Origin of the sequence: Stenotrophomonas sp. 17(2023), assembly GCF_030345315.1 — a bacterium.
In the GTDB taxonomy this organism is placed as follows: domain Bacteria; phylum Pseudomonadota; class Gammaproteobacteria; order Xanthomonadales; family Xanthomonadaceae; genus Stenotrophomonas; species Stenotrophomonas acidaminiphila.
In genome coordinates, this window is record NZ_CP128405.1 from 2,302,847 (window position 1) to 2,317,066 (window position 14,220).

Annotated in this window: 11 protein-coding genes and 1 pseudogene; 4 read left to right on the forward strand and 8 right to left on the reverse strand. The window is 68.9% G+C overall.

Annotation, left to right across the window (positions count from 1 at the left end; translation table 11 throughout):
* Positions 1-189 precede the first annotated feature (189 nt).
* Positions 190-894, reverse strand: a complete 705-nt coding sequence (locus QQA12_RS10385; RefSeq protein ID WP_226049247.1) for a sel1 repeat family protein — start codon at positions 892-894, stop codon at positions 190-192.
* 180 nt (positions 895-1,074) lie between these two features.
* Entirely contained in the window at positions 1,075-2,676 is a 1,602-nt protein-coding gene (locus tag QQA12_RS10390) for an NAD(P)/FAD-dependent oxidoreductase (RefSeq protein ID WP_226049248.1), read from the reverse strand.
* Positions 2,677-2,831: 155 nt separating this feature from the next.
* Here QQA12_RS10390 and QQA12_RS10395 point away from each other — a divergent pair, with 155 nt between their 5' ends.
* Together QQA12_RS10395 and QQA12_RS10400 are read left to right on the forward strand one after the other, a co-directional pair.
* Positions 2,832-4,928: a M13-type metalloendopeptidase gene (locus QQA12_RS10395; protein WP_226049930.1), complete on the forward strand. Its 2,097-nt coding sequence runs from the start codon at positions 2,832-2,834 to the stop codon at positions 4,926-4,928.
* A gap of 142 nt (positions 4,929-5,070) precedes the next feature.
* Positions 5,071-7,077, forward strand: coding sequence for a M13 family metallopeptidase (locus QQA12_RS10400; protein ID WP_054668715.1), 2,007 nt, complete (start codon positions 5,071-5,073; stop codon positions 7,075-7,077).
* Between the two features lie 118 nt (positions 7,078-7,195).
* Here QQA12_RS10400 and QQA12_RS10405 read toward each other — a convergent pair whose 3' ends face one another.
* From QQA12_RS10405 to QQA12_RS10430, 6 genes are all read right to left on the reverse strand, one after another.
* Positions 7,196-7,864 (reverse strand): rhomboid family intramembrane serine protease, encoded by a 669-nt coding sequence (locus QQA12_RS10405; protein WP_226049249.1) that lies wholly within the window; start codon positions 7,862-7,864, stop codon positions 7,196-7,198.
* Between the two features lie 138 nt (positions 7,865-8,002).
* A complete protein-coding gene (locus QQA12_RS10410; protein ID WP_226049250.1) occupies positions 8,003-8,347 on the reverse strand; it encodes an MGMT family protein in 345 nt (114 codons plus the stop codon).
* Entirely contained in the window at positions 8,344-9,252 is a 909-nt protein-coding gene (locus QQA12_RS10415; RefSeq protein WP_054668718.1) for a DMT family transporter, read from the reverse strand. Before QQA12_RS10415 ends, QQA12_RS10410 begins: the two co-directional genes overlap by 4 nt.
* A gap of 114 nt (positions 9,253-9,366) precedes the next feature.
* Complete coding sequence (gorA, locus tag QQA12_RS10420) at positions 9,367-10,719, reverse strand: glutathione-disulfide reductase (protein ID WP_226049251.1); 1,353 nt, start codon at positions 10,717-10,719, stop codon at positions 9,367-9,369.
* A gap of 172 nt (positions 10,720-10,891) precedes the next feature.
* Positions 10,892-12,112 (reverse strand): DUF418 domain-containing protein, encoded by a 1,221-nt coding sequence (locus QQA12_RS10425; protein WP_226049252.1) that lies wholly within the window; start codon positions 12,110-12,112, stop codon positions 10,892-10,894.
* Between the two features lie 124 nt (positions 12,113-12,236).
* Complete coding sequence (locus tag QQA12_RS10430) at positions 12,237-12,719, reverse strand: peptidylprolyl isomerase (RefSeq protein ID WP_054666677.1); 483 nt, start codon at positions 12,717-12,719, stop codon at positions 12,237-12,239.
* A 45-nt stretch (positions 12,720-12,764) separates the two neighbouring features.
* On the opposite strand from QQA12_RS10430, the pseudogene QQA12_RS10435 reads away from it, so the two are divergent.
* Positions 12,765-13,363 (forward strand): annotated as a pseudogene (locus QQA12_RS10435) (C40 family peptidase).
* Positions 13,364-13,468: 105 nt separating this feature from the next.
* Positions 13,469-14,215, forward strand: coding sequence for a C40 family peptidase (locus QQA12_RS10440; RefSeq protein ID WP_226049253.1), 747 nt, complete (start codon positions 13,469-13,471; stop codon positions 14,213-14,215).
* The last annotated feature ends 5 nt before the right edge of the window (positions 14,216-14,220 follow it).

A 14,220-nucleotide genomic window follows, 5' to 3' on the forward strand; every position in this document is an offset into this window, starting at 1 on the left:
CGGCAGCATCCCTTGCAGGCGCTGCCCGGAAACATCATCCAACCGACCAACCGGCCCGCTCCTGCTGGGCTTGCACGCCCGCTACGTCATTGCGACGCGGCAGACCGCCACACATCAAGACGATTCACGAGCGACGGATTTCCGGGAATTTTCCAGCAATGCTGGAAAACTCCCTCGAATGGTGGGCTGTCAGGGCTGGTCTGTAGCCGTTGGAATCGTCATCGCCGGCGTCCCCACCTCGACCGTGCCGCGCCGGATCTTCATCCAGGTGTCGTCCTGCCATTGCTGGTAGAGCTTGGGATCCCAATACTTCTTGTCGTAAAAGCGATCGGCCTTGATCGTCCGGGTCATGCCGCCTTCGGTATAGACGATATCCACGTTGTTGGACATCGATCCAGTGCGGCTTCCGGTCATGGCCCGCAATCCCTTGATCAGCACCGCGTCGATGCGGGGCTTGGCCACGGCATCGCCGTACTCCGCGGCCAACAAGCGGGCCTGCTCACGCGCAGCTTCGTGTTGCTCCAGGGGCAACGCGGCCCAATACTGGTCACGCAACTCGACAAACAGCGGATAGCCGCGCTCGGCCGCCACGTCCATCCAGGCAAAGGCCATTACCCGGTCAGCAGGGCGCTCCACCCCGAACCAGTACATCTCGCCAAGGTATCCCTGCGCGGGTTTGTCGGCATATCTGGCCGCCAGGCGGAAATTCTCCATGGCCTCATCGACCTTGCCACGATGAAGCGCGTTCACGCCCCACTGCCGATACATCATGTCGGGATGACCATCAAGGAAACCGGCATTGACCATGACCTCGCTGCTCTCTGGAGGGGTATCGGCAGCGAATGCAGGCATGCTCAATGGCAACAACAACAGGGGAATCAAGCGCAGGCGCATCGGTCCATCTTCCTTGGGTGAGCGGGCAGCCTAGAGGCAGGTCGACGCAAAGTAAAACCCGTGGCGGCATTCGCGGGCAATCGCGGGCCATTGCCGTTTGTCATCACGCACGCCTGGATCCCGGATACAAGTGCCATCGCGCATGAATCCCTGCGCAAATGCAGAACTGGACTTGCCTGCTCACAATGCGGCGATCACCTCGATCGCCGCATTATGCCCCGGTGCCCCGGTCACGCCGCCGCCGGGATGGGTACCGGAACCGCACAGGTACAGCCCGGGGATCGCGCCGCGGTAATTGGCCTGGCCCAGCATCGGCCTCGCGCTGAACAGCTGGTTGAGGCTCAGCGCGCCGTGGAAGATGTCGCCCCCCACCAGGCCGAAGGTGCGCTCCAGGTCCAGCGGACTGAGGATCTGCCGGCCCAGCACCGAGGCGGCGAAGCCGGGGGCGTGGCGCTCGACGGTGGCGATCATCAGGTCGGCCACCTCCTCGCGGTGGTCGTCCCAGCTGCGCCCGTCAGGCAGCTGCGGCGCCACGTGCTGGCAGAACAGGCTGGCCACGTGCTGTCCCGGTGGCGCCAGCGAATCGTCCAGCGTGCTGGGAATCAGCATCTCCACCACCGGCTCGCGCGACCAGCCATGGCGGCGCGCGTCCTGCCAGGCACGGTCCATGTAATCCAGGCTCGGGGCGATGATGATACCGGCGGTGAGATGGTCGCCCTGCCCCGGCAGCACGCTGAAATCGGGAAGCCGCGACAGCGCAACGTTCATGCGGAACGTGCCCGAACCGCAGCGCCAGTTCGCCATCCGCTCGCGGGTGGCCGCCGGCACGTCCGCCGGCTCCAGCAACCGTTCGTACAGCAGTTTTGGATTCACGTTGGCGACCACCGCACGTGCGCGGATCACCTCGCCACCGGTGGTCACCACGCCGGTGGCGCGCCCGCCCTCCACCAGCACCCGCTCCACGCCGGTCCCGGTGCGGATCACCGCGCCGGCCTCGCGCGCCGAACGCGCCATCGCCTGGGTGATGGCGCCCATGCCGCCGATGGCATGGCCCCAGGCCCCCTTGACCCCGTTGCTCTGCCCGAATACGTGGTGCAGCAGCACATAGGCGGTACCCGGCGCATACGGGCTGGCGTAATTGCCGACGATGCCGTCGAAGCCGAACAGCGCCTTGATCGGCTCGCTTTCGAACCAGCGGTCCAGATACTCGGCCGCCGAGATCGTGAACAGGTCCAGCAGCTCCTGCTTCAGGCCCGCGTCCAGCCCCTGCAGGCGCCGCCCCAGCTGGCCGGCCTTCCACAGCTCCGGCAGTGCATGCAGCCAGCCGCCGCCGCTCACGTTCGGCGGCGACTGCAGCGCGACCGCGCGCAGCACGTCGGCGAAGATCTCCAGGCGCTGCTCGTACGCCGGCAGGCGTTCGGCGTCGCGGGCGGAGAACTTCGCCAGCTCCTCGCCGGTGCGCCCGCCGCCGGCCAGCAGGTAGCGGCCGCCGGGCAGTGGCAGGAAGTTGTTGATCCGCCGTGGGACCACGCGCAGGCCGTGGCGTTCGAGCTGCAGGTCCTCGATCACCCGCGGCTGCAGCAGCGACACCGTGTAGGACGCCACCGAATTGCGGAACCCCGGGTGGAACTCCTCGGTGACCGCGGCGCCGCCGACCACCTCGCGCCGCTCCAGCACCAGTACCCGTTTGCCGGCCCTGGCCAGGTAGGCCGCGCACACCAGCCCGTTGTGGCCGCCGCCGACCAGGAGCGCATCCCACTGCCGCGAAGCGTTGTCTGTCATCACGCCTGTATATCACCCCGCGGCGGCCGCCGGCGCCGGCAACCGGCATGACCTTCGACACCCTTTCCACGACGGTTACAGGCGTATCTTCTGCGCACGCCCCTGTGATCGGGGTCTCAACCCATGCACCGAATCCGGCCCGGAGGCCTCCTGTGATCGTTCGCAAACCCCAGATTCTCCTGCTGACCCTGGCCGTCTCGGCCGTGCTGGTCGGCTGCAAGAAAGAAGAAGCCCCGGCCGCGGCCGCCCCCGCGGCTGCACCCGAGGCCGCCGCCGAACTGAAGCTGGACGAGTCCAAGCTGCCGGCCTACAACGCCTTCACCGCGGCCGACCTGGATCCCAGCAAGGACGCCTGCACCGACTTCGGCGGCTACGTCAACGACAAGTGGCTCAACGCCAACGAGATCCCCGGCGACCGCACCAGCTGGGGCGCCTTCACCATCCTGGACGAGCGCTCGGTCGCCGTGCAGCACCAGCTGGCCGAACAGGCCGCGGCGATGAAGAACGCCACCGGCGTGGAAAAGATCGTCGGCGACTTCTGGGCCTCGGGCATGGATGAAGCCAAGATCAACGCGTTGGGCATCACCCCGCTAAAGGCCGACCTGGACGCCATCGACGCGCTGGCCGACAAGGACGCCATCGCCAACTACCTGCGCACCAGCGCGGCCAAGGGCGAGAACGTGCTGTTCGGCTTCGGCCCGGAAGCGGACTTCAAGAATTCGTCGATGAACATGGCCTACGCCAGCCAGGGCGGCCTGGGCCTGCCGGATACCACCTACTACACCGACGCGAAGAAGGCCGACAAGCTCAAGGCCTACCAGGCGCACGTGGCCAAGGTGCTGGAACTGTCGGGCGTGGCCGCCGCCGATGCCGCCAAGCAGGCCGGCGACGTGATCAAGTTCGAGACCCGCCTGGCCAAGGCCTCCAAGTCCAGCGTCGAGCTGTCGCGCGATGTCTCGCTGTACTACAACCCGGTCACCGTGGCCGACGCCGACACGCTGACCCCGAACTTCAGCTGGAGCAAGTTCTTCGAGGCCCAGGGTATCGCCGCGCCGGAGAAGTTCTCGCTGGCCATCCCGAGCTTCCACCAGGAAGTGAGCAAGATGCTGGGCGATACCGACCCGGCCGCATGGCGCGCCTACCTGCGCTTCCACACCGTGGACGGCGCCTCGCCGTACCTGAGCGATGCGTTCGTGCAGGAGAACTACGCGTTCTACGGCAAGGAGCTCAACGGCCAGAAGGAAATCAAGCCGCGCTGGAAGCGCGTTCTGGGCACCATCGAGAACGACGCCGGCGAAGCCTTCGGCCAGATGTACGTCAAGGTCGCGTTCTCGCCGGAAGCCAAGGCGAAGATGGAAGAACTGGTGAAGAACCTGGCCGCGGCGCTGAAGGACCGCATCCAGAACCTGCCGTGGATGAGCGCCGAGACCAAGGCCAAGGCCATCGCCAAGTGGGAGACCTTCACCCCGAAGATCGGCTACCCGGACAAGTGGCGTGACTGGAGCGGCCTGCAGACCCGGCACGACGACTACCTGGGCAACATCCGCGCCGCCAACGCGTTCAACTACAAGTTCGCGCTGTCCAAGATCGGCCAGCCGGTGGACAAGACCGAGTGGGGCATGACCCCGCAGACGGTCAATGCCTACTACAACCCGCTGCAGAACGAGATCGTGTTCCCGGCCGCCATCCTGCAGCCGCCGTTCTTCGATCCCAAGGCCGACGACGCGCTCAACTACGGCGGCATCGGCGCGGTGATCGGCCACGAGATGACCCACGGCTACGACGACCAGGGCAGCCGCTTCGGGCCGACCGGCAACTTCGAGAACTGGTGGACCGAGGCCGATGCCAAGGGCTTCTCCGGCCTCACCGGCAAGCTGGTCAAGCAGTTCGACGAGTACAAGGTGGGCGACCAGAGCGTCAACGGTTCGCTGACCCTGGGCGAGAACATCGCCGACCTCGGCGGCCTGGCTACCGCCTACGATGCCCTGCAGAAGGCCAGCGCCGGCAAGGAAGACCCGAAGATCGACGGCTTCACCCGCGACCAGCGCTTCTTCTTCAACTGGGCGACCGTGTGGCGCACCAAGTACACCCCGGAGAACGCCAAGGTCCGTCTGGCCACCGACCCGCACGCCCCGGCGCAGTTCCGCGCCATGGGTGCGCCGTCGAACCTGCCGACCTTCGCCGCCGCGTTCCAGTGCAAGGCCGGCGCGCCGATGGTCCGCACCGGCGACAAGCAGGTGGTGATCTGGTAAGCCGCGGCTGACGGCACGCTGCCCGCGAAGGCCCGGAGCGATCCGGGCCTTCGCGTTTCCGCGGCGGGAGCGGGCCCACACCCGCGCCGGTGCCGGCTTGTTAAACTCCGCCCACTTCCAATCCTCGATGGATTCGCTCCACATGCCCAACGTTCGCCCGCTTTCCCTGGCACTGTCCTTCGGCCTGGCAGCCCTGCTGTCGGCGCCCGGCGCCGACGCGGCCCGCAAGAAGGCGGCTCCCGCACCGGCAGTCAGTCCGGCCTGCACCGATTTCCACGACCAGGCCAACGCGGCCTGGCTGAAGGCGAACCCGGTACCGCAGGTCGGCGCGGTGACGGCGCTGGGGCAACTGGCCGACAACGCCCGCACCCAGCAGCGCCAGCTGCTGGAGCGCGCGATGACCGCGCCGCAGGGCAACGTGCAGAAGCTGCTGGGCGACTTCTGGGCCAGCGGCCTGGACGAAGCCGCGGTGGAAGCCGACGGCTCCAGGCCGATCGCGCCGCTGCTGGGCCGCATCAACGCGATCAAGAAGGCCAAGGACGTCCCCGCCTCGATCGCCGCGCTGCACCAGGTCGGCATCCCGGTGGCGTTCAACTTCGCCCCGGACGTCGACCTCAAGGCATTGGACCGCCACATCGGCTACTTCATGCAGGGCGGCATGGGCCTGCCCGACCCGGCGTTCTACACCCGCACCGACGCCGACACCGTTGCGCTGATGGGCCGTTACCGCGCCTACGTGAAGCAGATCCTGGCGCTGACCGGCACCCCGGCCAACAAGCTCGACGCCGAGTCGGCGCTGGTGATCCAGCTGGAGACCGAGCTGGCGCGCAACGCGCAGTCGCTGGCCGGCATCAACAACCCGTTCAACAACTACGCGCCGGTCTCCACCAAGGACCTGAACAGCCGCTACCGCAACCTGCAGCTGGATGCGTTCCTCAAGGCGCAGGGCGTCAACGACGACCTGGTGTCGCTGTCCGATCCGGCGCTGTTCCAGCAGCTCAACGGCATGATCACCCGCCTGCCGGCCGAGCAGTGGAAGGCCTACCTGCGCTGGCGCGTGGGCGATGCGATGGCGCCGTACCTGTCCAAGGCCTACCGCGATGCGGAATTCGAGTTCCGCGGCCGCGTGCTGCGCGGCCAGGCCATCGCGCCGGCGCGCTGGGAACAGGTGCTCGATGCGATCAACGTCGCCGCCGGCCCGATGCTGGGCCATGAGTACGCCGCGGCCCATGTCAGCCGCGACGCGCTGCGCCAGGCCGGGCTGATGGTGGACCAGATCCGCGAAGCGCAGATCGCCGCGGTCAAGCGCAGCACCTGGATGAGCGCCGAGGCCAGGAGCGAGGCCGAGGCCAAGCTGGCCGCGTTGAAGATCGAGATCGGCAAGCCGCTGCGCGACCTGGACTACACCGTGCAGCCGATGGGCCGCGGCAGCTTCGGCGGCAACATCCTGATCGCCTCGACCTGGCGCCACGCCCAGGAAATGAAGCGCATCGGCAAGGGCAACGCCGACCGCCGCTGGGACGTGCTGCCGCAACAGCCGGCGCTGTCCTACGACCTGGCGCAGAACCGCCTGATCGTCACCGCCGCCGCGCTGCAGGGGCCGATCTTCACCGATGCCGACGGCCTGCCCGGCAAGTTCGGCGCCTATGGCAGCCTGGTCGCGCACGAGATCAGCCGCGCCATCGACGCCAAGGGCGCGCTGGTCGATGCCAAGGGCGAACTGCGCAGCTGGTGGACGCCGGCCGACAAGAGTGCCTGGACCCTGATCGGCAACCGCGTCGCCGCGCAGTACGGCGCCTATCCGTTCCCGGGGGTCAAGGATGCCAAGGTCAACGGCGAACTGACCCGCGACGAAAACATGGCCGACATCTCCGGCGTGGAAATCGCCTGGGAGGCGTTCACCGCCGCGCAGCCCGATGCCAAGCCGGCCGACCGCCAGGCCTTCTTCCGCGCCTGGGCATCGCTGTGGCCGCAGCAGCTCTCGCCCAACGAGGCGGTGCAGCGCCTGACCGCCGAACCCCGTGCACCGGGCCGCTGGCGCACCAACGGCCCGCTGGCCAACCTGCCGGCCTTCGGCGCGGCGTTCCAGTGCAAGCCGGGCCAGCCGATGCAGCGCACCGAGGCCGAGCAGATCCGGATCTGGCGCTGACGGCCAACCCCCTCGACCCACGAAAAAGGCGCGGGATTCCGCGCCTTTTTCCTTTTCGCGTCCTGCGCGCGACCTGTTCAGCGCACGCGGGTGCCTTCCTGCCGCGGCCGGCGCCGGGTCACTTCACCCGGCGCAGGTGGTTGGGACGCCCGCCACCGCCGCGGCGGTTGAACGGCGGCTGCCCGCGCCAGTAACGGATCAGCAGCCAGCCGAACAGCATGCCGCCCAGGTGCGCGAAATGCGCCACGCCCGGCTGCCAGCCGGTGAACCCCAGCATCAGCTCGATGGCGCCGAACACAATGACGAAGGTGCGCGCCTTCATCGGGATCGGCGGGAACAGCAGCATCACCCGCTGGTTCGGGAACAGCATGCCGAACGCCAGCAGCAGGCCGAACACGCCACCGGACGCGCCCAGCACCTTGCCGCCCTCGCCGATCAGCGCCGCCACCAGCAGCTGGCACAGGCCAGCGCCGGCCACGCACACCAGGTAATAGGTGGCGAAGCGCTTCTCGCCCCAGGTCAGCTCCAGCGGCGCACCAAACATGTACAGGGCCAGCATGTTGAACAGCAGGTGGGTGAAACCACCATGCAGGAAGCCGTAGGTCAGCAGCTGCCAGGGCTGGAAGTTCTGTCCGGGCGAGAACGGGTCGAAGCCGCCGCCGTTGAGCGGCCACAGCATGAACGGCTCGAACGTCTGCATTCCCAGCAGGAACGGCTGCTGCAGGACGAACAGCACGACGTTGGCGATCAGCAGCGCCTTGGTGACGGTGGGCAATCGGGGGAACATGGCGGCATCCTTGGGAACTGCCGCCATGATAGCCGGGGATGCGCCATCGCCCTTGTGCCGGCGGCACACCGCTGTCGCTGCCGGGGGCGGTTCGGCGCTGGCCGCCGGAACGATGCCGGGCCGCCAGCCCATCGGCCCCTAGCCCGGCGCCCAGATCTCCGCATCCAGGTCGCGTAGCGGCCGCACGCGGCGGACCCGGCCGTTCTCGACCGGGACCCCCTCGGCACGCAGGCGTTGTGCCTGTTCGCGCCAGCCGGCCGACCCCTCGGGCAGGGCGATGCGCCCATCCGAACGCAGCACCCGGTGCCACGGCAGGCTCCGGTCATCGTTGCCGCCGAGCAGCCGCGCCACCAGCCGCGCACGGCCCGGCAGCCCGGCCCTGGCCGCGACCTCGCCGTAGCCCATCACCTGCCCGCGCGGGATGGCGCGGATCACCGCGAGGATGCGAGCCTGGGCCGCCGCCGCATCGGTCGCCGCGCTCACCGCTTGCGGGCCACGCCGCTGCCCACCAGCAGCACGCCCAGCAGCACCAGCACGGTGCCCGCGCCCTGCCACGGGCCCATCGGTTCGTCCAGCAGCCATACGCTCAGCACAATGGTGGAGACCGGGCCCAGCATACTCACCTGCGCGGCCAGCGAGGAACCGATGCGCTTGACCCCGAGCATGATCGCCAGCACCGGCAGCACCGTGCACACGGTGCCGTTGAGCAGCGACAGCCAGTACACCGGCGCCGGCTGCCTGCCGAGCGCCGCCAGTGGCTGCAGCAGCAGGTACTGGCCGATGCACAGCACGCAGGCCACGGTGCTGGCGTAGGCGGTCAGGCGCACCGCGCCGATCCGCACCACCGCCTGGCCGCTGCCGAACAGGTAGACCGCATAGCTGAGCGCGCTGGCGAACACCAGCGCCGAGCCGAGCAGCGTGCGCCGGCCATCGAGCTGGATGTCGTGGCCGAAGGCCAGCAGCACGCCCAGGTAGCTGACCAGCAACGCCAGCACCTGCAGCCGCGTCGGCCGCTGCCGCAGCACCACCAGCGCGATCAACACCACCAGGGTCGGGCTCAGGTAGAGGATCAGCCGCTCCAGCGTGGCGCTGATGTACTGCAGCCCCAGGAAATCCAGGTAGCTGGACAGGTAGTAGCCGCTGAAGCCCAGCAGCGCCACCCGCCCCAGGTCGCCGCGCGACAGCGCCGGTGCCCGGCGCGACGCCCATGCGCCCATGGCCACGAAGAACGGCAGTGCGACCAGCATGCGCAGCGCCAGCAGCGTGGTCGCGTCGGCGCCATGGCGGTAGGCCAGCTTGACGATCACCGCCTTGCCGGATGCGGCGATGGCGCCCACGCCGGCCAGCAGCAGGCCGCTGGCGAGCAGGCGCCGCGACGTGGTCGGCAGCGGCGAGGCGACAGGCGCCGGCGGCGGCGCCGCAGCGGCGCCCCTGGGGGACACATTCACGGTATGACCGCATCCGGGGGAGATGAGCCCGGCATTATCCGGCCTGCGGCGTACTCAGCGCATCAGCACCACTTCTTCGGCCGAGGTCGGGTGGATCGCGACCGTATCCTCCATCTGCCGGCGGGTCACCCCCGCCTTGAGCGCCACCGCGAAGCCCTGCAGGATCTCGTCGGCGCCCTCGCCTAGCAGGTGGATGCCGACGACCTTTTCGTCCGCACCGGCGCAGACCATCTTGAACAGCGAACGCATTTCGCCGTCGCCGAGCGCCTGCAGCATCGGCCGGAACCGGCTGTGGTACGTGCTCACGCTGTCGAAGCGCTCGCGTGCCTGCTCCTCGCTCAGGCCGACGCTGCCCAGCGGCGGGTGCGAGAACACCACGCTGGGGATGTTGTCGTAGTCCAGCCGCGCCTCCGGCTGGCCGCCGTACAGGCGATCCATCAGCCGGCGTGCGGCGGCGATCGCCACCGGGGTCAGCATCGCCTGCGCGGTCACGTCGCCGACCGCGCTGATGCCCTGCACCGAAGTGTTCTGGAACGCATCGACCACGATCGCGCCCTTGTCGTCGAGCGCCACGCCTGCCGCCTCCAACCCCAGCCCATGTGTGCTCGGCGCACGGCCGGTGGCGAACAGCACGGTATCGAACACCGCATCGGCCGGGCCACCCTGCAGGTGCGGCTGGATGCCGTCCCCGCGCCGCTGCAGCGCCTGCACCTGGCAGCCGAAGCGTACGGCAACGCCCTGCGCGGCCAGATTCCGCGCCAGCTGTTCGGTCATGCCGGCATCGAATCCGGTCAACAGGCGCTGCCCGCGCACCAGCAGCGTCACGTCGCTGCCCAGCGCCTGCATCACGCCGGCCAGCTCGACCGCGATATAACCGCCACCGACGATGGCCACCCGTGCCGGCGGCGCCTGCAGGGCAAAGAAATCGTCCGAGGTCCCGCCCAGCGCAGCGCCGGGCAACTGCGGCTTTAGCGCATGCGAGCCGGTGGCGATCACGATGTGGCGTGCATGCAGCAAGGTACCGTCGCCGCACTCCACGGTGCGCGCGTCGAGCAGCCGCCCGCGCTGCGCGATATGCGCCACGCCGCTGTCCTGCAGCCGCTGGCGGTAGCTGGCGTGGATGCCGTCGATGTAGCGCTGGCGGCGCTGCAGCAGCCGCGGCCACGACAGGCGAGGCGCCGCCGGCACCTCGAACCCCAGCCCGGCGGCCAGCGTGATGCGCTCGGCAAGGTCGGCCGCCAGCCACATCGCCTTCTTCGGCACGCAGCCGACGTTGACGCAGGTGCCACCCAGCAGTGCCGGTTCCAGCATCGCCACCTTCGCGCCGTGGGACGCGGCACGGAACGCAGCCGCCAGCCCGCCGGAGCCGCCGCCGAGCACGATCACGTCGAACGACGGCGGGCTCATCGGAGCGCCCCCGTGCGGCGGGACAAGGGATCGATCACCGGCGCATGTGTACTGATGAAATCGGCCATCAGTCGTCCACTCCTGTTGCCCATGCAGGTCCCGAGCATGCCATGCCGTGCCGTCACCGACCTGTACACGCCCCGACCGGACCGGCGAGGCCGGCGCCAGGCGGCTACCGTTGCGGTGCGCCCGCTGCGTCGCGGCGCAGGGGCGGCCATCGCCAGTAGGTGATCGCCCGCCACAGCCACTCCATCGGCCCGAAGCGGAAATGGCGCAGCCAGGCCCGGCCCAACGCCACCTGCGCGGCGAACAACGCCACCGCGAACAGCAGTTGCCACGCACGCCCCATCTGCTCGAACCATCCCAGACCATAGCCGTAGAACAGCAGCGTGCACACCAGCGACTGTCCCAGGTAGTTGCTCAACGCCATGCGCCCGGCCGGTGCCAGCCAGCGCAGCGCGTGACTCCAGCGCACGCCCCAGGCCAGGTAGCCCAGGCACATCAGCAGGCCGGCGAGCGCGCTACCGCCGTAGACCGCGGCCGAACGCAGGTCGAAGCGCCCCGGCGCCAGCCACGGCTGGTACCAGGTGCAGGCCAGCATCAGCGCAAGCCCCAGCGGCAGCGCGCCCCGGCGCAGCCAGGTGAACAACCGCTGGTGTGCATCGGGATGGGCGATGGCGCCGCTGCGCGCGAACCAGCTGCCGATCAGGAACATGCCCAGCACCTGCGGCCCCACCACCAGCAGCGCACCCAGCGACGCGCCGAAATCACGCAGCCGCTGCAGCACCGCCTGTCCATAGGTGCCGTGTCCGTAGGCCTGCCGCTGCGCCTCGATCGCCGCCTGCGCATGGGTTGCCTGCGCGGCGGTGACCTCGTCCGGCACCAGCAGCATCAGCGCGCCCAGCAACAGCATCAACCCGATCGCCGCCAGGTAGGCCAGCACGCCCATCACCGGCAGCCAGGCACGCGGTGCTTCGCGGAAGGCCAGCAACAGGAACGACAACAACGCGTAGACGACCAGGATGTCGCCGGACCACAGCAGCAGCGCATGCACCAGGCCGATGCCCAGCAGGCCGAGGCTGCGACGCAGGTAGAAGCGGGTGAAATCGCGCCCGGCAACCTCGGCGCGCTGCGCCATCACCGCGAAGCCGGCGCCGAACAGCAGCGAGAACAAGGTGAAGAACTTGCCCTGCACGAAGATGTAGACGAAGGCATCCGCCCAGCGGTCCACGCCCTGCCAGTGCGGATCTATGCCACTGGTGGACAGGTCCAGCGGGCCGACGAAGGCCTCCATGTTCATCAGCAGGATGCCCAGCAGCGCCAGTCCACGCAGGACATCGAGCGTGGCGATGCGCTCGTCCGGCGCGATGGGCTGGAAAGTGGCGTTGGACACGTCCGAGGTTCCCCGTGGATGGACCGGCGATTAGAGCATGCGGCCATCCCCACCGTCCGCGGCGCCGGAAACGAAACGGCCCGCACAGGGCGGGCCGTTCGCTGCGAGATCGCCGGTCGGGCAATCAGTGGTGGTGGCCACCGTCGCCGTGCACGTGGCCGTGCTGCACTTCTTCTTCGTTGGCCTCGCGGACTTCCACGATCTCCACGTCGAAGTGCAGGTCCTTGCCGGCCATCGGGTGGTTCAGGTCGACGTCGACCACGGTCATGCCGACCTTTTCGACGGTGACCGCGCGCGGGCCGAAGTTGGTCTGCAGGATCACCTGCTGGCCCGGCACCAGGCGGGTGTTGCCGAAGTGCTTCTTCGGCACGCGCTGGCTCAGGCCCTCGCGGCGCTCGCCGTAGGCGTCGGCCGACTTCACGTCAACGCCGAAGCTCTCGCCGGCTTCCTTGTCCATCATCGCCGTCTCCAGGCCCGGGATGATGTTGCCGTGGCCGATCAGGATCGCCAGCGGCTCACCACGCTCGCGGGAACTTTCGATCGGCTCCTGGCCGACTTCGGACACGGTGTAGTGGAAACGGACGACGCGGTCTTTTTCGATCTTCATGCGCAACTCTTCAGTGGCTGCCCGCTGGCAGACGTTGGGGCGGCCTTGCCGGCCGACGGGGAGGCGGCCATCATGGCAGCCGTCTTGAGGTGGCGCATTATCCGGGCTCCATGCACATCACGCCAGTTTTCCGGTACCGCCACTGGCGGCTGCCAGCCCTGTTCGCCGTGGCCACGGTCCTCGCCGCCTGCGGCCATGCGCCCGCCAGACACCCCGCCCCGCCCCCGGCCGCCCATGCCTGGCCGCAGGTGACCCCGGCCGATCCGGCCGCCGCCGCCTCGGTGCTGATGCGGGCGCTGGGGCTGGTCGGCACCCCTTACCGCTACGGCGGCAACACGCCCGAGTCCGGGTTCGACTGCAGCGGGCTGGTCAACTACGTCTACCGCGACATGCTGGCGCTGAACCTGCCGCGCACCTCGCGCGAGCTGGCCGCCCTGCAGGGGCCCCGCATCGCACCGCGCCAGCTGGCCGCCGGCGACCTGGTGTTCTTCGGTGACAAGGGCAACGTCTGGCATGTCGGCATCTACGTCAGCGAGGGTCGTTTCGTGCACGCGCCGAGCACCGGCGGCACGGTCCGGCTGGATCACCTGGACGGCCCCTACTGGCGGGACCACTACACCGGCGCCAAGCGCGTGCTGCGCTGAAGTGTGAAAAAAGTCATAGGAAATAATGAAAATTTAACGAAATTTGTACCTATGCCCACCTTTCACAGGGCATGATCGCCCATCGATTTTTTCCGTGACTGCCGCGTGACGAACGAAAATCCGTCCCATCCGGGTCAACCCGGTCACCGAATTCCCGCCTTCCGCCGGCTGCTGTGCGCCGCGGCCTTGGCCATCACCGCCGTGCCGGCGTTCGCCCAGAGCGCCACCGAAGCCGAGCCCGCCGCCCGGCCGGCCGCGTCCAAGCCCGACACCCAGCGCAGCAAGGCCGACGCCGCCGCTACCGCTACCCTGGCCGCCCTGCTCCCGCACCTGGCCGCCAACGACACCATTCCGCTGATGGACCGCTCGGCCATGTTCGCCGGCGACCTCGGCCGCCTGCTCTCGGCCTATGACGCGTCCAAGAGCGTGGCCGGCGCCACCGACTCGGCGCTGGCCAACGACAGCGACGGCAAGGTGCAGTCGATCCTGCGCCGCGCCATGACCCTGCTGGGCACCCCGTACCGCTGGGGCGGCACCTCGCCGGACGCCGGTTTCGACTGCAGCGGCCTGGTCGGTTACGTGTTCCGCACCGCGCTGGGCATCGAGCTGCCGCGGGTGTCGCGCGAGATGGCCAGCCAGGCCAGCAACGAGCTGATCAAGGACCGTTCGGCCCTGGTCGCCGGCGACCTGGTGTTCTTCGGCCGCAGGGGCCGCGTCGACCATGTCGGCATCTACGTCGGCGAAGGCCGCTTCCTGCACGCGCCCAGCACCGGCAAGGACGTGCGTACCGACACCCTGCTCAGCGGATACTGGGGCGACAAGTTCATGCAGGCGCGCCGCCTGGACCTGTAACCGGC

Excerpts from the sequence above, each read along its gene's own strand:
- QQA12_RS10385 (WP_226049247.1), bottom strand. The coding sequence starts at position 894 with ATGCGCCTGCGCTTGATTCCCCTGTTGTTGTTGCCATTGAGCATGCCT.
- QQA12_RS10390 (WP_226049248.1), bottom strand. The coding sequence starts at position 2,676 with ATGACAGACAACGCTTCGCGGCAGTGGGATGCGCTCCTGGTCGGCGGC.
- QQA12_RS10400 (WP_054668715.1), top strand. The coding sequence starts at position 5,071 with ATGCCCAACGTTCGCCCGCTTTCCCTGGCACTGTCCTTCGGCCTGGCA.
- QQA12_RS10405 (WP_226049249.1), bottom strand. The coding sequence starts at position 7,864 with ATGTTCCCCCGATTGCCCACCGTCACCAAGGCGCTGCTGATCGCCAAC.
- gorA (WP_226049251.1), bottom strand. The coding sequence starts at position 10,719 with ATGAGCCCGCCGTCGTTCGACGTGATCGTGCTCGGCGGCGGCTCCGGC.
- QQA12_RS10430 (WP_054666677.1), bottom strand. The coding sequence starts at position 12,719 with ATGAAGATCGAAAAAGACCGCGTCGTCCGTTTCCACTACACCGTGTCC.